The sequence below is a fragment of the Bacillus sp. GW823-FHT06B01 genome, from assembly GCF_058952315.1.
The window spans coordinates 475,497-493,545 of record NZ_JBXAHR010000001.1 but is presented as its reverse complement, the minus strand read 5'-3'; the positions used below and the strand labels follow the sequence as shown (position 1 = coordinate 493,545).

Here is an 18,049-nt window from a genome sequence, read left to right as displayed (position 1 = left end):
CCTCTTCTGAACTTACTTATTGGATAACAGAAAGATTTTGTATTGTTAAAAAAATGTACAAAACAGCTACTAGAATTTTAATGAGAAAACTTTAAAAAATAAACTTTTACTCGATATGTTGAGTAAAAGTTTATTTTAAATATTTTATTAAAGATACAATGATACAAAATAACGATGTAAGTAAAAGCAACAGTCCCATATTCTTATTCTTTTTTTCATCCTTCTTAACATTTTGTATCCCCATACTAGCAAGCATAAAACCTAACAATAATTGCAAAATAAGCATATTTTGCTTAGAATCATCATTCCAACTGTAAATAGAATAGCCCATTACAATAATAGCGAGTATAAATGTGGTAATTCTAATCATAAAAACAACCCCTATTTGATTCTATTGTGTTAACCTACTCACAATTCCAACAATAAACTTATACTCAGCTCTACTTTTTCTTACTTTCTTAAACCCTTCTTTCGTATCAAAAATAAAACACGTTTTCCAAAACCAAATTCGTACATATAAAGACTCAAAATAAATAGGTTTTATAATTCCTCGTTCCTCAAATTCAGTTCCATCTTTATTTTCTGTTTCTGTTCGAACGAACCACCTATTTCCAATTCCAATTTCAATATACTTCACATAAGTCCCCCTTTCGGAAATTAATTTCTAACTAATCTATTATTTCCCCGGTAAGCGCACATTCCGACAGAACATGAGCCCATAAAGAAAAAGTAGATTACAAAAATCTACTTTATAACTTATATTTTTGCATTCGTTTATAAAATGTACTTCGAGGTACATCTAACAGTTTTGCAGCTAACGAAACATTTCCATTCGTCTTTTCTAGCGCTTCAATCATACTATCACGCTGTATTTTTTCACGGAAATTTAATGTATGCTCCGTTTTATTTTCTGCTTGCAATTCAAGTTGATGTTGATTTCCCATCATAGTTTGTAATAAAAAAGAGATTTGTTTTTCGCATATTTCCCGTCCTTGCGACAAAATGTAAATACGTTCTAACACATTTAATAATTCTCGAATATTTCCGGGCCATGTATGTTGTGAAAGTTGATTACAAATACTCTTTGGAAATACAACATTCCAATTCTTTCGTTCACAAAAATGTTGTATGAAGTACGGAATATCCTCTTTTCTTTCTATTAACGATGGAACATATAGCGGATAAACATGTAACCGATAATATAAATCTTGACGGAATTTCCCTTCTTCTACTAATCGCAGTAAATCTTTATGTGTCGCTGTAATAATACGAATATTTACCGGGACCTCTTTTGAACTGCCAATGGGGGTTACTGTTCGTTCTTGTAAAACACGCAATAATGCCACTTGCATCTCTGGTGGCACTTCACCAATTTCATCTAAAAATATTGTTCCACCGTCTGCTTGTTCGAATTTCCCTTTATATCCTTGACGCCGTGCACCTGTAAACGCACCTTCAGCATAACCGAATAATTCACTTTCCATTAATTCCTTCGGCAATGAACCACAGTTAACAGCTATAAAAGGACCATTTTTTCTTGGACTATTTTCATGAATCGCTCTCGCTACATATTCTTTCCCTACACCTGTTTCACCACAAACATATACACTAGCGTCAGTTGGAGATACAAGCTTAATTTCTTCTAACGTATGTTGAAATGCATTACTTGTACCAATAACTCCAGGGAAAGTAATTCCGTTAATAAATGGGGAAGTAGAAAATAAATTTCCGCGTTTATTTTCCTTTACATAAATACATTTCCCAATCATTCTATCATTACTATATACTGGTACTTCTAATTTTGGTTTCAATCCATTTTGTATTAAATCTTCAAGTTTCATTCGTGACCAATTCGAAACTCGTTCTCGAACCTTCTTGCTCGCAGAAACGATAACATCACGATGATTACAAATAACAACTTGTTCATCACTATCAATTACATCTAAAAAACGATGGATTAAATGTAGTTCATTTTGATGCACTCGAATACTACATTCACGTTCAATCGCATGTGCAATCGAAGTTACCATCCCGAGCATATACGGATGTGAAAATTCAATTGGACAGGAGAAATCTAGAACTCCAATTAATTTCCCATCATCATTATGAATGGGAGCGGCCGCGCAGCTCCAGCTATGAGATGCGACAGAATAATGCTCTGTACCACTTATCATAATAGCCTCTTCAATCTGCAACGCGGTTCCTATCGCATTTGTACCAACAGCTGCTTCCGTCCATTTCACACCTTCAATGAAGTTAATATGTTTCGCTCGTTTCAACGTTTGTTGATTTCCACTTAACGATAGAACGTAACCGTCTGGATCGATTAATAATGCCATCATTTGCAGCTCATCAATGGTTTTTCTCATATTTTGTATTTGAGGTATTGCTATATCAAGGAAGATTTCACTCTTTTTCTTTTGATCCTGAAAAATATTAGAAGACAAAATTTTCTGACCTTTATTCATATGAGGATTCACATTTGCTTGTTTACATCGATGCCATGACTCTGAAATTCTTTCGTTCATACGGTTCGAATCAAGGACTCCTTCATCAACAAACTTTTTCCATGTATATAAGTAAAACGGTGAAGCTAACATTGTATCATCTCCCTATTCATTGTTTTGGAGATCTGTAAAAACATACTTTTATTATAAAACTGTATAAAAGCGTTTTCAATGAAACTAGAAAGACGACACAAATATGTTAATAATATGAATATATCAATGCGATTCTTTATTAGTAAAACTATATTTTGTATAATAGACGCAAAGAAAATACATAACCAAAACCACTTTTGTGGATTGCCGTTTATAAAGAAAACTATCAACGCTATTGCAAATAAAGTAGTGGATGCTAAACTAAAATATAATTTTGTTTTAATTCCCACTATCCCTCACTCCTCTATGACTTTACAGTACATACTAACTCTTCATTTTTCAACTCTAATATGTACTTCTGTAAAACATATTCTCTTCCGCCATGTTTTTCATACCAATCATGTATTCTGTTAACATGTATCTTGTCATTTCTAATTTTCGATTCAATGTCTTTATACTGGTCATAACTATCATATTCCCATATGGCGAATATTTCTGTTGTGCCATCATTATTATCTTTCATCCAGCGTCCTATTAACCTGGAACCATGCTTTAATTGATTGGGGAAGTTCGTAGTATTAAAATGCTCATTAAATGTTTCTACAAATTCATTCTTTACTATATAATACTTTCTTCTGTAAAACATCCCACTACACCTCTTTTATGAATCTTCCCATTACAACTGTATTATAATACTTCCCATCCGATAGTCTTTTATCATGTTTCAAAATACCTTCTACTTCAAAACTTAATTTCTTATAAAGTTGAATGGCTGCTTCGTTTGTCTCTAACACTTGTAATGATATCTTTTTCACTTCATTTTCATCAGCCCACTGAATAGATTGTTGCAAGAGACTCTTACCAATTCCATATCCCCAAAACTCTCTTAAAATACAAACGCCAAACTCTACTTTATGGGATAATTTTTTCAAATTTGATCCTTCACATCTTGAGAATCCTACGATTTGGTTGTGCACTTCTGCAACTAAAAAGAGATTTTTCATCTCTTCACTATCTGCTTTTATTATTTTTTGAAAACCTATCTTATCTATAAATCCCTCTCCAGCTTCTCTATCCATATTTTCAGTTTCGCCATCGATCTGAACTCTAATCTTCGATAATTGCTCAGCATCCGTTTGAGCTGCTGAACGAATTGTGTAAGTTAATCCATTTATATAAAACTCTTGTTCTTTTATAATCATTTCAAACTCCTATTAAATGGGGGTTATTGACGCTATTATAATTTCTTTACCTTGTTTCTCAAATTCTTGAATCGTTTCTTTACTAGCCTCTTCATCTGTTATTATAAGGTCAATTTCTATCAGTGACTCTCCTTTTATAAATCCGTCTATTCCAAGTTTCTTATGAGGAGCTAAACAAATATTTCTTCTTGCAATTTTACTTACTCTTTTTCCAAAATAAGCAACTTCTGGAGTTGCAGTACTTATACCGTTCAATGAAATGCCACCACCTGTAGAGAAATAAAGATCAATAGATAATCTACTTATCATTTCGGAGGCAAGTGTATCTGTCATATTTCCTGATGGTTTCACCTTTCCACCAATTAAATACGTTTCTACATTTTTAAATTCCCTTAACTTACTAGCAATTTCTAAAGCATTCGTAATCACTGTAAATGATGTTTCAGGTAAATACTTTAACATCGCATAATGAATAGAGGCCCCGCCAATAAAAACGGAATCTCCTTCTTGTATGTAGGATGCAGCAACTTTTGCAATCGCTTCTTCATTTATAGAACGATCACTATAACGTTTCGTTGGTTCGGCAGCTAAGTTTCTCACTCGCGTAAGTTCAATTGCACCTCCGTGCGTTCTTTTTAATAATCCATCCTTTTCCATAATAGACAAATCTCTTCTTATCGAATCAATAGACATATCGAAACTTTCCGCAAGATTTTTAGCAATTACCCTTCCATCTTTCTTCAGTAACTCCAAAATTTTCTCTCTACGCTCTTCAGTAAACATATACCCACCGCCGTTATTGAAGATTCTGAAATCTCATCCTTATTTTAATTATATGCATGTCTCTTCCGTTTTACAATATTTTCAATTCTTATTTATTCCGTTTTATACAGTATTCTCCCTCTTTCTATCCTTTTTAACTTGAAAACTTCACCAAAATAATTATATATATAGCAAATCTGCCCTTTAACATATATATATTGGAAACTTGATAATTTAGCATCTAAATAAAAAACAGTCCTATAAGACTGTTTTTTATTAGTAAAGTTATAAACTTTACTAATTACCTATCTCAAGCAATACGTCTTTTGCACAAATCGTCACTTCTTGAAATGGGCAATCAAATAAAACACCCAATTCGAATCCTTCATTAATAAGATCTATTTCATGACATAACCACCAAGCACCTTCAAAATCTTCCGGAATAGAACATTTCGTTACGCCTGTAAAAGTTACTTCTAGTTTATCAAATTCACTGAAAGTACCACTGCAATCTAATATAATAATTAGCGTATCTTTTGATATTCTCTCTACTGATTTGACTACACTGTCATGTAGTGAGTAATCATGTAACTGAATAACATTTGTTGGGAGTTTTTTCTTAATCGAATGGAATTGCTCTAAGTAGAATCGATCTAAATGAGCCCTTCTTTTCTCACAATCCTCTATCCATTCTTTCATAAGTTTTTTCAATTCACTAGAAGGATATTCTGAATTAATTATGGTGTTATGAATAAATGGGTGTATGGATTCAGGAAGGAATTTTAATAAATCTGTTTTCCTTTCCTTTATTTCCTCTATTAAACTTTGTATATCCATTTCTGACCATTCTTTTATAGACTCTATAAAACTTACAAATTCTATAATTTGCATTTCTTTATACCAATCTCCAGTGAAATTCTTCAATCGCACCACCCCTAAAACATTTTAACATCCCACAAAAGCAATACATCTATTTATTATATCATTCCAATAACTATTTTTTCTAAAGAAAAAATGCAAAACTATAAATATTCCGCCTTTTATTTCTAAAACTTCAGAATATTTACAAAAATAAAAAATTAGAATACATTTTAGTTGTACAAGATTCACCTGTACAAAAATCTAAACAAAAAGGGATGGTTATATGTTGAAGAAATTAGTAGCAGGGACATTAGTAGCAGGTTTTGCATTAACTGGCGGACTAGGCGTAGCAAGTGCTGAAGAAAAAGCTAACACAATTAAGTCTTTTGATTATTTAAAAGTGGATGAACAGAATGTTAATTCATTTGCAAAATTAAGTGATCAGGATAAGAAAGACATCCAAATTACTATGGTATTACCAGAGCAAAATGAAAATGGAGATTGGCTAGCTTACGGTTTTACTAGCCGCGAAACATTAGATTCTTATATTGAAAAGGATAAAAAAGTACTTAAAAATAAAATTAATCCTTTAGGTAGCGGTGCTGGTAGTACTGATTTTTATGAACATAAAGATAAAGGTGGCCAATATATTTACTGGAGCAGCGGTTTTAAAAACTTACCTTCTAGCTGGAATGATAGAATTTCTTCTGTAAGTACAGCTTCACCTTCTGCAAGTTATTCAACGACACTTTGGGAGCATACTTCAACACAAGGATATGGAAAAGGTGTTTTATTTAAACATGCTGATTGGTACGGTAAGACTGCCAATTTAGCTGCGGATTGGAACGACATTACTTCAGCTATTGAAATTAAATAGTAATTGTATATTTACTAATTGAAAAAATCCAACCCACTATTTTCTTATTAATGTAGAGAATAGTGGGTTATTATATTTCTATTTAAGCATGCACAGCATGCCCTACAGCTTGTAATAACGCTTCATGAATCGCTTCAGATAAAGTTGGATGCGCTGCAATATAATCTCTCATAATATCAGCGGTAACTTCTGTATGAATCATTATAGTTCCTTGTCCGATTAGTTCGGTTGCACGAGGACCGATAATAGAAATCCCAACAATTTCTTGATATTTAGGTTCCACGATAACTTTTACTTTACCCGTTTGTTCTCCAATAATAAGCGCTTTTCCGTTCGCTGTAAAAGGAAATTCTCCGGTAAGAATATCACCATATTGTTCTCTTGCATCTTTTTCGTTTAAACCAACACTTGCGATTTCTGGGGATGTGTATATACATCGAGGTACTGCATGATAGTTAACTTTCACATCTTCTCCACTCGCGTGTAACGCTGCTGTCGTTCCTTCATGGAAAGCAACGTGAGCCAGTTGTATTCCACCAATCACATCACCTGCTGCGTAAATATGTGATACATTTGTTTGCATATGTTCATTCACAGAAATTCCTTTATTTGAAAATTGAACACCTGCTTTTTCTAAATCTAATTTTTGTACACGTGGTTTTCGGCCGACAGAAACGAGAACATATTCCGGATTGGCTTCTTGGATACTTCCTTCATATTCAAATGAAGCTTGCTTCTTATAATTATTTAATCCTTTTAAAGCAGCTCCTGTAAATATTTCTACGCCATCATTTTCTAGGTTATCTCTTAAAATATGTGCGATATCTTCATCTTCACCAGGTAGTAATTGCGGTGCCATTTCAACAATCGTAACTTTTGTTCCAAGACGACTATAAATACTTGCAAACTCGCAACCTATTACACCACCGCCAACGATTAATAATGATTTCGGTATATTTTCTAGGGACATTGCATGACTACTATTTAAAATCCACTTCCCATCAAATGGAGCAAAAGGTAATTCAGTCGGTTCTGAACCTGCCGCTATAATGAACTGTTCTCCATCTACTACATCTTCTTTATTACCGTTTGTAACTCGCACACGGTGATCCGTTTCAAATTTTGCTTTACCTTGTATAACTTTTATTTTATTTTTTTTCATTAAATATTGGATTCCTTGGACGAGCTGCGTTACGATTTGTGATTTCCTCACCTGTATTTGCTTCCAATCAATTGATATACTTCCATTGTTAAGTGTAATTCCATAATTATTCGCTTTTCTCACAATGTCATGCACTTCCGCACTTTCTAACAATGATTTTGTAGGCATGCAACCAACATTTAAACAAGTCCCGCCAAGATCAGCTTCATCAATAAGAGTGACATCTTTCCCATTTTGAGCCGCAGTAATTGCTGCTACATAACCAGCAGGCCCGCCTCCAATAACGACTAATTTACTCATTCTCTCACCTTCTCTTTATAAAAGAATTGTTACAGGTTCTTCTAAATAACGTTTAATTGTACGTAAAAATGCAGCTGCTGGTGCACCATCTAATACACGATGATCGAATGTTAAACTTAAAGGTAACATACTTCCTTTTCTTAATTTTTTCCCTTTATATACAGGAACATGTTCAATTGCACCAACACCTAAAATACCAGTTTCAGGTGTATTTAATACTGGTGTGAAATATTCAATCCCAAAGCTACCTAAATTACTAATTGTAAAGGTTGTCCCTTGCATATCGTCACTACTTAAACTACCTTCTCTTGCTTTTTGTGCCACAATTTTAATTTCTTTAGATAACTCTACTAAAGATAAATTATTAGCAAAGCGAATAGACGGAACGACTAATCCTTTTTCTAACGCGACTGCCATGCCTAAATGAACATGTTCAAATTGATGAATTGCATCATCTATATAAGCGCTGTTCATTTCTTTATGCTCCGCAAGTGCTAATACAACAGCGCGAGAAACGAAATCCGTAATGGTTAGTTTGTTATCGTATCGTTTTTGTACAACTTCCGCTATGTCTTTATGTAAAGCTACTAAATCTGTCACATCTACTTTCATCGTTAATGTTAATTGCGCACTATTTTGTAGGCTTGCATGCATACGGTTTGCGATTGCTTTCCTCATACCAGTCACAGGAATGACTTTACTTTCTTCTTGTTCAAGTACTTCTGGAATTGCAACTCTTTCCTCAAGTGCCTTTAAAACATCTACCTTTGTAATTCTTCCTCCAGGTCCTGTACCAATTAATGATCTAATATCAAGACTTTCAGTTTTTGTAATCTTTTTCGCAACCGGAGATATTTTGATTCTTTGCTTCGCTACTTCTTTCGCATATGGTTCTGGATGTTGTATATTTTTAGGTTCTGCATTAGGTGCTTTTTCTTCTACAACATTTGTATTTTCATAGACTTCTACTTTTTCGTTCGGCTTACCGATATAGCAAATTACAGTACCCGGCGGCACTCCCTCATCTTCACTTACAGCTATATCAAGAACAGTTCCATCAGCCGGTGCTTCTATTTCAGTTTCGATTTTTTCCGAGTTAATGCTAGCAATTAGTTCACCTTTTGATACGTTATCGCCTGCTTTAATATTCCAGCTCGTAATAATACCTTCTTTCATCGCCATACCTAACTTTGGCATTACAACTTCTACAGCCATGTTTCTCTCTCCCTTCTCATCGTTTCATTACACATGTAATAAAGATTGGTCTCCGATCATTTCTGATACAGTTTCAATTACTTTCTCCGGAGTTGGTAAATATAACTTTTCAAGTGGTGGTGAGAACGGAACTGGTGTATGTGGTGCTGTAATTCGTTTAATAGGTGCATCTAACAAATCGAATCCTTTATCCGCTACAATTGCTGCAATATCCGTTGCGATACTACATCTTGGATTTGCTTCGTCAATAACAATTAGGCGATTCGTTTTTTCTACAGATGCTAAAATCGTATTCTCATCCAGTGGTGATAAAGAACGTGGATCAATTACTTCTACTTCAAGTCCCTTTTTCGATAATTGCTCAGCAGCTGCAAGTGCTGTATGAACTTGTTTTCCAATTGCGACGATTGTTACATCAGAACCTTCACGTTTAATATCTGCTTTCCCTAATGGAATTGTATAGTATTCTTCTGGTACTTCGCCTTTCATATTGTAAAGTGTTTTATCTTCAAAGAAGATAACTGGATCGTCATCTTCAATTGCTGCTAATAATAAACCTTTTGCGTCATACGGAGTAGAAGGAACGACAACTTTTATACCTGGAATGCTCGTAAATAACGCATATAAACTTTGTGAATGCTGTGCCGCTGCGCTAAAACCAGCACCATGCATCGTACGTACTGTAACTGGCACTTTCGCTTTACCACCGAACATGTAGCGGAACTTTGCGCCTTGGTTTAATACTTGATCAAGACAACTACCGATAAAATCATTAAACATTAATTCAGCAATCGGACGTAATCCTGTTGCTGCAGCTGCCATCGCCGCTCCCATATAACCCGCTTCTGAAATAGGTGTATCTAAAATACGATTTCGACCAAATTCTTGTACAAGGCCTTTCGTAACACCAAGCACACCGCCCCATGCTTCATCGTCTTGCAAGTGATCAACTTGTGCACCGCCTGCAACATCTTCTCCGATTAAAATTACATTTTCATCACGACGCATTGATATTTTCATCGCTTCATTAATTGCAGTTGACATACTTACTGTTCTAGTCATTATTTTTCACCCTCCTCTTATTTGTAAGAAACGTATACATCTTTTAATAATTCTTCATCCTCTGGATATGGACTATTTTCACTAAATTCAATTGATCTTTGCACTGCTTCATCTACTGCCTTTTCCATATCGACAAGTTCAGATTCAGTTAATAGCGCTTCATGAATTAAATGCTTACGGAAATTCACAATCGCATCTTTTTCATTTAAATGTTCTTCTTTTTCTTCTGAAGTTTTATACGTTTGTGCTTCACCTTCGAAATGACCGTAATTGCGATATGTCATACATTCAATTATTGTTGGACCACCACCATTACGCGCACGTTCTACTGCTTCTTCCGCGGCTTTATATACTGCAAGTAAATCTTTTCCATCCACTTGAACACCTGGAATATTGTAAGCTTTTGCTCGATCTGCAATGGAATCACAACTTGACGCATATTCAAATGTCGTTGCTTCACCGTAACCGTTATTTTCGGCGATAAAAATAACTGGTAACTTCCAAATCGCTGCTAAGTTAACCCCTTCGTGAAATGTCCCTTCATTATTTGCTCCGTCACCGAAGAAGCAAACACTCACATCTTTCGTTCCTTTATATTTAGCAGTTAATGCTGAGCCGCAAGCAAGTGGAAAACCTCCGCCTACAATCCCATTTGCACCAAGCATTCCTTTATCTAAATCAGCAATATGCATGGAACCGCCTTTCCCTTTACATAACCCTGTCGCTTTCCCGAAAAGTTCAGCCATCATCCCGTTTAAATCACAGCCTTTTGCGATACAATGCCCATGTCCTCTATGCGTACTTGTAATACTGTCACGATCCGTTAAGTGGGCACATACACCAACTGCTACTGCTTCTTCACCTGCGTATAAATGAACGAAACCTGGCAAAACGCCTTGCGCGAATAATTCATGTACCTTATCTTCAAACTTACGAATTTCTAACATTTTTTCATACATCCAACGAGCTTGTTCTTTCGTAATTTCATTCCCTTTACTTTCAGTTGTTTTTAACATGTTCAGCCCTCCTATTTTTTTGTTCATCTTTTATATTGCAACTACTGTGCCAAATTCTAATCCTTGATTTAATAGGTTTCCTCTTTTCTTTCAAAATAAAAAAGTGGACAAAATGAGACATCTGTCTCGTTTTGTCCACTTTTGTTCACCTAATTTGAGAATTATTATTTTATTCATGATCAAAACTCTTCTGTAACTTCCGGATGTAAATAATTTGACCTATATGATAAGCATTATGAGTTGTGACATTTGCTAGCACTTCCCACCACTTTGCACATACCGGAAATCCAACCACATCACTTTCAACCTTTTCTTCATTTATTAGCTTTTGCCATAGTAACAGTTTCTCTAGTAGTTTTTCTCTTAATTCATCGAAAGATTGATTATCTGAAAGCATAAAACTTTTATTATTATCACCAATTGCGGGCACGGCATTCACATTTGATTCTTTGTATCTAGTTTGCCACGTTGAGTTCCAATACAGTAAGTGTTGTACAATTTCAGCTATACTATTACTCTCTTCATTCAGTTTCCAGAAAGCTTCTCTCTCTGATAAATCTTTCACTGCATCTGAAAATGGAATATACCAACTGGGATCGTTTGCATTCGCCAATAATTGATCTGCTAATACATCTTTCACATGGGCCATTTTTCTTCCCTCATTTCATTAACGTATTCATACTCACTTCTCTATATACGCTAAGTCCATATAATTCCCTCTTTTAAAAGTCGTTAAAAAAGCTCGTATAACATGAATGGGTACTTCTTTCAAAATGAATGGTAGAATAATAGATTTTCTTATCATAACTCGTTATGATAAAAGAAAAAGAAAGCTGGCAGAAAATGAACAAAAAAGTCGCAATTATTACAGGAGCCTCAAGTGGATTTGGACTATTAACTACACTCGAACTCGCAAAAAAAGATTATTTAATTATCGCTACAATGCGAAACCTTGAAAAACAAGCGAACTTAATATCTCAAGCTACTCAACTCAACTTGCAGCAAAACATAACAGTTCAACAATTAGATGTAACCGATCAAAACTCTATACATAACTTTCAATTATATATAAAAGAAATAAATAGAGTAGATCTACTTATTAATAACGCAGGATATGCAAATGGGGGCTTTGTAGAAGAAATTCCAGTAGAGGAATACCGTAAACAATTTGAAACGAACCTTTTTGGAGCTATATCAATTACTCAACTTGTATTACCTTATATGAGAGAACAAAAAAGTGGGAAAATCATTAATATAAGCAGCATTAGTGGTCAAGTTGGATTCCCTGGTCTATCCCCTTACGTTTCTTCAAAATATGCATTAGAAGGCTGGAGTGAATCCCTTCGTTTAGAAGTAAAACCTTTCGGAATAGATGTTGCTTTAGTGGAACCTGGTTCTTATAACACAAATATATGGGAAGTTGGTAAACAACTAGCTACAAACCAATCTGATACCACTTCTCCTTACAAAGAATATATGAATAAAATACAAAAACATATTAATAGCGGCAGTGATACATTTGGTAATCCGATAGATGTTGCTAATAAAATTGTAGAAATCGCTGAATCTAAGCGAACGAATTTACGATATCCGATTGGAAAAGGTGTAAAATTTATGATCTTTGCAAAGAAGATTCTTCCTTGGAGATTGTGGGAATACATTGTTTTGAGAACCTTTAAGAAAATGTAATAGACTTTTTGAAAACCATTTTGAAAGGGGTGCGAATTAAATGTTAGGTTTACCATATGGACAAGTATTTTTAGTTCCGTGGACTGAACAATGGGAAATTGAATATATGAAAGAGAAACAATTCATTGAGGAACAAATTGGCGAACATATTTTAGCGATACACCACATTGGTAGTACCTCTATTCCACATTTAAGCGCAAAGCCAATTATTGATATTGCAATCGAACTAAAAGATTATACAGACGGTTTAACATGTATTAAAAAGTTAGAACTGCTAAACTATAAATACAGAAAAGATGTACTACCTGAACGATATTATTTTAATAAAGGAGAACCACGAACTCATCAAATTCATATGTATGAACAAGGAAATACATATTTAATAGAGCAATTACAATTTAGAGATTACTTAATAAACAACAAAACTTCTCGTATACAGTATGAACAGTTAAAGATTCAACTTTTACAAGCTAATCCTAATGATAAACATCAATATGCTGAGGATAAAACGAATTTCGTTACATCCATATTAGCCAAAATAAATGATGAATTTAAATAAGAAACCATTTAGTAGTAAATGGTTTCTTATTTATTAGTTAACTCTTTATTTGTACCATTAATAATCACCTTATTATGCAGCAGGTGGAACGAAATAAACGAGTATTGAGAGCATCAATATACATGTAACCATTCCCGTTATCGACAGTATATATTCTTTTGATTTTCTATCATACTTCCATTCCATCCATGCTCTTAAAGTCAATGATATCCCTAAATAAACGAACATGACATAAGCCATTTTAGCGTTTTCAAATTTAAACATATAATAACAACTACTTATTACATAAATAATAATAAGCCCTATTTCTATTTTTACATGTAAACTATTCACATGCTTATATCCAAAGAAGCCTCTTTTCTCCACATTTAATTTTATTCTTAAAAACTGTTCTAATAAGTAACATCAATAGTGATACAACTCCGCCTAAGGACATCAAAAACTCCCTTGATTCTCTATCATATTTCCATTCCATATATGATTCGAAACTATACAACGTAATTAAAAACAGAAAGGGTAGGAAGCCCATGTATAGAGGGTTCGAAAGAGAAGAACATATAATTATAACTACTATATACGAAAAAATAATAATCCTGTTTCCCCATTTATGCAGCTTATTTACATATTTATTATTCCATCCTTTTTGTTTCGGTATATTTAGCCTTTTTCTCACTATATTTTCTAAAACAAATAAGAATATGATCCATAAAACTAATACAATTACTTTCACATGGATTAGAGAGATCACCTCCTTTATCTTATCGTCTGGATTTTCTCCGGCTGATCACTCGGATACGTAGTACTCATTTTGTTCTCTACGTCCCAACTAATAATAGTCGCACTATCTCGTCCGAATTGATGATGAACGTGCTCTAATACATAATAAACACTTTCTTCAAGTTCTATATTATTTCTGTTCATATCATTATACAGATTTAATGGTGTTTCATAGTGTCGTTCCCCGCATTCTAATACTCCATCTGTAACCATTACAATTCGATTCTTCCCAGTACGTAATTCATGAATTCCGGTTGAGTAGCAAGGTACAGATAAATCAAAGGTATTTACATTTCCAATCCATTCGTAAAAGTGACGTTGATTTAATGCATATTGTCCTAACTTATATAACTCTTCATGAAATACATAAACTAAACAATCGCCAATAGATAACCACCATATGTAGTTTTCTTTTCTTACACATATTAAGCACGCTGTTTCACCTTTTACTCTTTTGCACTTTTCTTTAAATGAGGGGGATTGAAAGATTGTAAGTAGATGATTTTCAACAGATCGAAATACTGTATCAATCGATTCATTCATCATTACTTTTATATTTTCATATTCTTTTTGGATTGTATTTACTACTAAATCAACACTTTCCGCACTATTATGTCCATCTAAAATAGCTGCAAATTCCCAATCACCATTTGACCAAACTAACGCACCATCTTCGTTCTTTTTTGCTCCGGCGCTTATATTCCCGCCGTATTTTCCAAGTACAACGTCACCATATTGTTTAACTGAAATTTCTCCTAAACACATTTCTGTATTTCCAACCCAAGAATATTGTCTATTATTTGTTGTATGCATACTCATTTAACATATACTTTCGTATTCTTTCACATATTTTTTTGATTTTCTCTTCGTCACCATATGGCGCATCAGTCCATTTCGCTACTTCAGTTGGTGACCAAAATTCTCTGGGTGTATTTGGATAACGCGGTATGATGTGCATGTGCATATGTGGTACACCATTTCCTGAAACAAAAGTGTAAATATGCTCTGCACCTTCGCTTTCTTTTAACGCTTTACTTACTCTACTTGTTATAAGTCCGAACGTTTTCGCTTCCTCATCTGTTAGTTCAGCAAGACCAGGTATATGTCTTTTTATATCTATCATTACATAACCAAGGTATGTTTCTTCACTATCCCAGTGGACATGTCCAACATAAACGAGTTCATCTTCATAAATAGCTCCACCTGGAACTGTAATATTTCCTTTATGTTTCTCGCAAATAAAGCATTTTCGTTCTACTTGATTATTTGTTGACATATCCATCACCATCCTTTTTATTAATAATATCATAAAAAAAAGATTTATATTCCGAAAATTCATTCTTTCAATTCGGCAATTTTTGAAATAAATTTGCACCTTATTATTTCTTCAAAAACGCAATCCCAATTACGATTCCAATCACAATTCCGATTACTAAATTATTAGTAAAGAACCCTTGAAACACACCGATTACAACCCCTATACCGACACCTATTGCCAAGGCATCATTCCTTTTATTATTTTTAGCCAAAATTGCATCTCCTCCCATCATTTCTCCCTAAATAACATACATTTACTTGAATGTATTAATATATTCACTATCTCACTTGAATATTTCCAAAAAATGCACTATAACTTCACATATAATATTTTCCATTTTCTGTGCATACTCCTTTTATAATGAAAAAATTTCAAGTAACCATTAAATATATATAGGCATTTACTATAAGAAATATCAGTAAGTTATTTAAGGAGGAATGATTCAAATGCATCCTCATTGGAATCCAAATATAAATCAATGGAACAACACCAAAAACAAGTTTGTGTACCACCTGGTGGTTCTGCCATTGTTCGTATGTAATCTATTCAAACAAAAAACACACTTTGTATAATAAAGTGTGTTTTTTTGTTATCTTCTTTTTTGATGAAATCCTTGTGTAATACGGTCTAATATAATCGCAATGACAACGATAGCTAGTCCGGCTTCAAATCCCATTCCGATATTAACTTGTGTTACAGATCGGTATACATCAACTCCAAGACCTGGTGCTCCTACAAGAGATGCTGTTACTACCATAGATAAAGAAAGCATAATGCTTTGGTTCACGCCAGCCATGATCGTTCCAGTTGCGAGTGGTAATTGTACTTTAAATAATTTTTGTGATGCGGTAGAGCCAAACGCATTCGCTGCTTCAATTAAATCTTCTGGAACTTGTCTAATTCCTAAGTCAGTAAAACGAATTGTCGGTGGCATTGCAAAGATTACGGATGCGATAATCCCAGGCACTACACCTACTCCAAAAAATGTAATCGCAGGAATAAGATATACAAAAGCCGGCATTGTTTGCATAAAGTCTAATGTCGGTTTTAAAAATTTTGAGAAGCGTTCATTTTGAGAAGCTAAAATTCCGATTGGGATTCCTACAATAATTGAAATAATAACAGACGTAAGTACAAGTGCTAATGTTTGCATCGTCTGTGCCCAGTAGTTAATATTTAAAATAAATAATAAACCGATCAGTGTAAAAATAATTAAAGATACCTTTCTCGTTGTGTACCAAATGAGGAAACAAAGGATAATAATCATCAATATGGCCGGTATTATTGTTAAAAAATTAGTGAGTAAATCAACGAATCCACCGATAATATATGAGAATCCTCGGAATAAGCCTTCAAGGTGTTCATATAAACTTGCAACAAATGAATCGACCCATTCCCCTAATGGAATACGTGGTATACTACTCATCGTCTTTCACCTCTTCCTCAATATTACCTGCAAGAGCTTGAATGACACTTTCGCGTTTAATAATTCCTCTTAGCCTTTTCTTCTCATCAATTACTGGTAACGGATATTTCATCTCCGCCATTTTTGCATACGTTTCTTCAAGTAAAGTATCTAAATACACATGCGGGATATCGGTAAGTAATAAATCAGCAATTGGCCACTGTTTTTGAACGGCTTTACTCGCATCATCTGCCGTTAATATCCCTAAAAACTCATACTTTTTGTTAACAACATACACAGTAGAAACACCAGCGTTCCTCATAATTTGAAGTGCTACACGCGGTCCACGATCAATTAATAAAGTCTCCGGTCGTTTTAATATAGATTCCGCCGTGATTACTTTTCCTAAATTTACATCCGCTACGAATTTCTCTACAAATTCATTGGCAGGACTCATCATAATTTCTTCCGGTGTTCCAATTTGGACAATCTCTCCATCTTTCATTAATGCGATACGATCTCCAATTCGAAGAGCTTCATCTAAATCATGTGTAATAAAAATAATTGTTTTCTCCATTTTATCTTGTAATTCTAACAGCTCATCTTGCATTTCTTTTCGAATCAGTGGGTCTAATGCACTAAATGACTCATCCATTAACAATACATCTGGATTATTTGTTAATGCCCTTGCGATTCCAACACGTTGCTGCATACCGCCACTAAGTTGACTTGGATAATTATCTTTATGATGATCAAGTCCTACTAACTGTAGCGATTCTAACGCTTTATTCTCTCGTTCCTCTACTGGAACTCCTTGAATTTCTAACCCGTACGCAACATTTTGTATCACTGTACGATGTGGAAATAAAGCGAACTTTTGAAACACCATACTCATCTTCGTTCTTCTCACTCTTCGCAACTCTTCTTTTCCCATCGTTGCGATATCTTCACCATCTATGTATATATGTCCCGCTGTTGGTTTAATTAATTGGTTTAACATCCGAACTAACGTAGATTTCCCGCTACCAGACAAACCCATAATAACGAAAATCTCTCCAGTATATACTTCAAAGGTTGCCTTTTTTACACCAACGTTCATTCCTGTCTCTTTCAAAATTTCCGATTTGCTTTTTCCTTCTTTTAATAAAGACAGCGCTCTTTGCGGGTGTTTCCCAAATACTTTTGTTACGTTTTCAACACGCACCTTTGTATTATCCATGTCACTACTCCTTTTCTACCCATCT

22 protein-coding genes are annotated in these 18,049 nt (G+C 34.2%); 3 read left to right on the top strand and 19 right to left on the bottom strand.

Annotation, left to right across the window (positions count from 1 at the left end; all coding sequences use genetic code 11):
* Positions 1 to 130: 130 nt before the first annotated feature.
* The 7 genes from AC1Q8N_RS02670 to AC1Q8N_RS02640 form a co-directional block, all read right to left on the bottom strand.
* Positions 131 to 370 (bottom strand): DUF3953 domain-containing protein, encoded by a 240-nt coding sequence (locus AC1Q8N_RS02670; RefSeq protein WP_098077506.1) that lies wholly within the window; start codon positions 368 to 370, stop codon positions 131 to 133.
* A gap of 21 nt (positions 371 to 391) precedes the next feature.
* A complete protein-coding gene (locus AC1Q8N_RS02665) occupies positions 392 to 637 on the bottom strand; it encodes a DUF3977 family protein (RefSeq protein WP_098067942.1) in 246 nt (81 codons plus the stop codon).
* 112 nt (positions 638 to 749) lie between these two features.
* The gene (locus AC1Q8N_RS02660) at positions 750 to 2,600 is read right to left on the bottom strand and encodes a sigma-54-dependent Fis family transcriptional regulator (protein WP_493521053.1); all 1,851 of its coding nucleotides are present in this window, start codon (positions 2,598 to 2,600) and stop codon (positions 750 to 752) included.
* A 304-nt stretch (positions 2,601 to 2,904) separates the two neighbouring features.
* The gene (locus tag AC1Q8N_RS02655; RefSeq protein WP_098077513.1) at positions 2,905 to 3,246 is read right to left on the bottom strand and encodes an NIPSNAP family protein; all 342 of its coding nucleotides are present in this window, start codon (positions 3,244 to 3,246) and stop codon (positions 2,905 to 2,907) included.
* A gap of 4 nt (positions 3,247 to 3,250) precedes the next feature.
* Positions 3,251 to 3,802, bottom strand: coding sequence for a GNAT family N-acetyltransferase (locus AC1Q8N_RS02650; RefSeq protein ID WP_098077515.1), 552 nt, complete (start codon positions 3,800 to 3,802; stop codon positions 3,251 to 3,253).
* A gap of 12 nt (positions 3,803 to 3,814) precedes the next feature.
* Positions 3,815 to 4,585 carry a DeoR/GlpR family DNA-binding transcription regulator gene (locus tag AC1Q8N_RS02645; RefSeq protein ID WP_098642434.1) on the bottom strand — a complete coding sequence of 257 codons (771 nt, stop codon included), beginning with the start codon at positions 4,583 to 4,585 and terminating at the stop codon, positions 3,815 to 3,817.
* 276 nt (positions 4,586 to 4,861) lie between these two features.
* The gene (locus AC1Q8N_RS02640; RefSeq protein ID WP_048547331.1) at positions 4,862 to 5,488 is read right to left on the bottom strand and encodes a DUF4085 family protein; all 627 of its coding nucleotides are present in this window, start codon (positions 5,486 to 5,488) and stop codon (positions 4,862 to 4,864) included.
* A gap of 220 nt (positions 5,489 to 5,708) precedes the next feature.
* Between AC1Q8N_RS02640 and AC1Q8N_RS02635 the strand changes: the two genes are divergently transcribed.
* A complete protein-coding gene (locus tag AC1Q8N_RS02635) occupies positions 5,709 to 6,302 on the top strand; it encodes a hypothetical protein (protein WP_098077521.1) in 594 nt (197 codons plus the stop codon).
* A gap of 82 nt (positions 6,303 to 6,384) precedes the next feature.
* Here AC1Q8N_RS02635 and lpdA read toward each other — a convergent pair whose 3' ends face one another.
* The 5 genes from lpdA to AC1Q8N_RS02610 form a co-directional block, all read right to left on the bottom strand.
* Positions 6,385 to 7,764: a dihydrolipoyl dehydrogenase gene (lpdA, locus tag AC1Q8N_RS02630; RefSeq protein ID WP_431096645.1), complete on the bottom strand. Its 1,380-nt coding sequence runs from the start codon at positions 7,762 to 7,764 to the stop codon at positions 6,385 to 6,387.
* A gap of 15 nt (positions 7,765 to 7,779) precedes the next feature.
* A complete protein-coding gene (locus AC1Q8N_RS02625) occupies positions 7,780 to 8,979 on the bottom strand; it encodes a dihydrolipoamide acetyltransferase family protein (protein ID WP_098077527.1) in 1,200 nt (399 codons plus the stop codon).
* Positions 8,980 to 9,006: 27 nt separating this feature from the next.
* Complete coding sequence (gene acoB / locus AC1Q8N_RS02620) at positions 9,007 to 10,041, bottom strand: acetoin:2,6-dichlorophenolindophenol oxidoreductase subunit beta (protein ID WP_088608819.1); 1,035 nt, start codon at positions 10,039 to 10,041, stop codon at positions 9,007 to 9,009.
* A 17-nt stretch (positions 10,042 to 10,058) separates the two neighbouring features.
* Positions 10,059 to 11,057 carry an acetoin:2,6-dichlorophenolindophenol oxidoreductase subunit alpha gene (gene acoA / locus AC1Q8N_RS02615; protein ID WP_098077530.1) on the bottom strand — a complete coding sequence of 333 codons (999 nt, stop codon included), beginning with the start codon at positions 11,055 to 11,057 and terminating at the stop codon, positions 10,059 to 10,061.
* Positions 11,058 to 11,226: 169 nt separating this feature from the next.
* Positions 11,227 to 11,706: a DinB family protein gene (locus AC1Q8N_RS02610; RefSeq protein ID WP_048547343.1), complete on the bottom strand. Its 480-nt coding sequence runs from the start codon at positions 11,704 to 11,706 to the stop codon at positions 11,227 to 11,229.
* 194 nt (positions 11,707 to 11,900) lie between these two features.
* On the opposite strand from AC1Q8N_RS02610, the gene AC1Q8N_RS02605 reads away from it, so the two are divergent.
* Positions 11,901 to 12,746 (top strand): oxidoreductase, encoded by an 846-nt coding sequence (locus AC1Q8N_RS02605; protein WP_048547873.1) that lies wholly within the window; start codon positions 11,901 to 11,903, stop codon positions 12,744 to 12,746.
* 40 nt (positions 12,747 to 12,786) lie between these two features.
* Positions 12,787 to 13,305, top strand: a complete 519-nt coding sequence (locus AC1Q8N_RS02600) for a GrpB family protein (RefSeq protein WP_098077533.1) — start codon at positions 12,787 to 12,789, stop codon at positions 13,303 to 13,305.
* A gap of 72 nt (positions 13,306 to 13,377) precedes the next feature.
* Here the strand turns inward: AC1Q8N_RS02600 and AC1Q8N_RS02595 are convergent, their stop codons facing one another.
* The 7 genes from AC1Q8N_RS02595 to AC1Q8N_RS02565 form a co-directional block, all read right to left on the bottom strand.
* A complete protein-coding gene (locus tag AC1Q8N_RS02595; protein WP_098077535.1) occupies positions 13,378 to 13,683 on the bottom strand; it encodes a DUF4181 domain-containing protein in 306 nt (101 codons plus the stop codon).
* Positions 13,643 to 14,041 (bottom strand): DUF4181 domain-containing protein, encoded by a 399-nt coding sequence (locus AC1Q8N_RS02590; protein ID WP_098077582.1) that lies wholly within the window; start codon positions 14,039 to 14,041, stop codon positions 13,643 to 13,645. The genes AC1Q8N_RS02595 and AC1Q8N_RS02590 overlap by 41 nt, the downstream gene beginning before the upstream one ends.
* 17 nt (positions 14,042 to 14,058) lie before the next feature.
* Positions 14,059 to 14,895, bottom strand: coding sequence for a PP2C family serine/threonine-protein phosphatase (locus tag AC1Q8N_RS02585; protein WP_493521138.1), 837 nt, complete (start codon positions 14,893 to 14,895; stop codon positions 14,059 to 14,061).
* Positions 14,879 to 15,421, bottom strand: coding sequence for an HIT family protein (locus AC1Q8N_RS02580; protein ID WP_493521052.1), 543 nt, complete (start codon positions 15,419 to 15,421; stop codon positions 14,879 to 14,881). The genes AC1Q8N_RS02585 and AC1Q8N_RS02580 overlap by 17 nt, the downstream gene beginning before the upstream one ends.
* A 40-nt stretch (positions 15,422 to 15,461) precedes the next feature.
* On the bottom strand, positions 15,462 to 15,629 hold the full coding sequence (locus AC1Q8N_RS02575) for a glycine zipper domain-containing protein (RefSeq protein WP_048547350.1): 168 nt from the start codon (positions 15,627 to 15,629) through the stop codon (positions 15,462 to 15,464).
* Between the two features lie 360 nt (positions 15,630 to 15,989).
* A complete protein-coding gene (locus AC1Q8N_RS02570) occupies positions 15,990 to 16,826 on the bottom strand; it encodes an ABC transporter permease (protein ID WP_000095064.1) in 837 nt (278 codons plus the stop codon).
* A complete protein-coding gene (locus AC1Q8N_RS02565) occupies positions 16,819 to 18,024 on the bottom strand; it encodes a quaternary amine ABC transporter ATP-binding protein (RefSeq protein ID WP_000370614.1) in 1,206 nt (401 codons plus the stop codon). The genes AC1Q8N_RS02570 and AC1Q8N_RS02565 overlap by 8 nt, the downstream gene beginning before the upstream one ends.
* Between the last annotated feature and the right edge of the window lie 25 nt (positions 18,025 to 18,049).

What these genes read in the sequence shown, in the direction of transcription:
- AC1Q8N_RS02670 (WP_098077506.1), bottom strand. Translation starts at nt 370, where the DNA reads ATGATTAGAATTACCACATTTATACTCGCTATTATTGTAATGGGCTAT.
- AC1Q8N_RS02660 (WP_493521053.1), bottom strand. Translation starts at nt 2,600, where the DNA reads ATGTTAGCTTCACCGTTTTACTTATATACATGGAAAAAGTTTGTTGAT.
- AC1Q8N_RS02655 (WP_098077513.1), bottom strand. Translation starts at nt 3,246, where the DNA reads ATGTTTTACAGAAGAAAGTATTATATAGTAAAGAATGAATTTGTAGAA.
- AC1Q8N_RS02650 (WP_098077515.1), bottom strand. Translation starts at nt 3,802, where the DNA reads ATGATTATAAAAGAACAAGAGTTTTATATAAATGGATTAACTTACACA.
- AC1Q8N_RS02645 (WP_098642434.1), bottom strand. Translation starts at nt 4,585, where the DNA reads ATGTTTACTGAAGAGCGTAGAGAGAAAATTTTGGAGTTACTGAAGAAA.
- AC1Q8N_RS02635 (WP_098077521.1), top strand. Translation starts at nt 5,709, where the DNA reads ATGTTGAAGAAATTAGTAGCAGGGACATTAGTAGCAGGTTTTGCATTA.
- lpdA (WP_431096645.1), bottom strand. Translation starts at nt 7,764, where the DNA reads ATGAGTAAATTAGTCGTTATTGGAGGCGGGCCTGCTGGTTATGTAGCA.
- AC1Q8N_RS02625 (WP_098077527.1), bottom strand. Translation starts at nt 8,979, where the DNA reads ATGGCTGTAGAAGTTGTAATGCCAAAGTTAGGTATGGCGATGAAAGAA.
- acoB (WP_088608819.1), bottom strand. Translation starts at nt 10,041, where the DNA reads ATGACTAGAACAGTAAGTATGTCAACTGCAATTAATGAAGCGATGAAA.
- acoA (WP_098077530.1), bottom strand. Translation starts at nt 11,057, where the DNA reads ATGTTAAAAACAACTGAAAGTAAAGGGAATGAAATTACGAAAGAACAA.
- AC1Q8N_RS02610 (WP_048547343.1), bottom strand. Translation starts at nt 11,706, where the DNA reads ATGGCCCATGTGAAAGATGTATTAGCAGATCAATTATTGGCGAATGCA.
- AC1Q8N_RS02605 (WP_048547873.1), top strand. Translation starts at nt 11,901, where the DNA reads ATGAACAAAAAAGTCGCAATTATTACAGGAGCCTCAAGTGGATTTGGA.
- AC1Q8N_RS02600 (WP_098077533.1), top strand. Translation starts at nt 12,787, where the DNA reads ATGTTAGGTTTACCATATGGACAAGTATTTTTAGTTCCGTGGACTGAA.
- AC1Q8N_RS02585 (WP_493521138.1), bottom strand. Translation starts at nt 14,895, where the DNA reads ATGCATACAACAAATAATAGACAATATTCTTGGGTTGGAAATACAGAA.
- AC1Q8N_RS02580 (WP_493521052.1), bottom strand. Translation starts at nt 15,421, where the DNA reads ATGAATTTTCGGAATATAAATCTTTTTTTTATGATATTATTAATAAAA.
- AC1Q8N_RS02575 (WP_048547350.1), bottom strand. Translation starts at nt 15,629, where the DNA reads ATGGGAGGAGATGCAATTTTGGCTAAAAATAATAAAAGGAATGATGCC.
- AC1Q8N_RS02570 (WP_000095064.1), bottom strand. Translation starts at nt 16,826, where the DNA reads ATGAGTAGTATACCACGTATTCCATTAGGGGAATGGGTCGATTCATTT.
- AC1Q8N_RS02565 (WP_000370614.1), bottom strand. Translation starts at nt 18,024, where the DNA reads ATGGATAATACAAAGGTGCGTGTTGAAAACGTAACAAAAGTATTTGGG.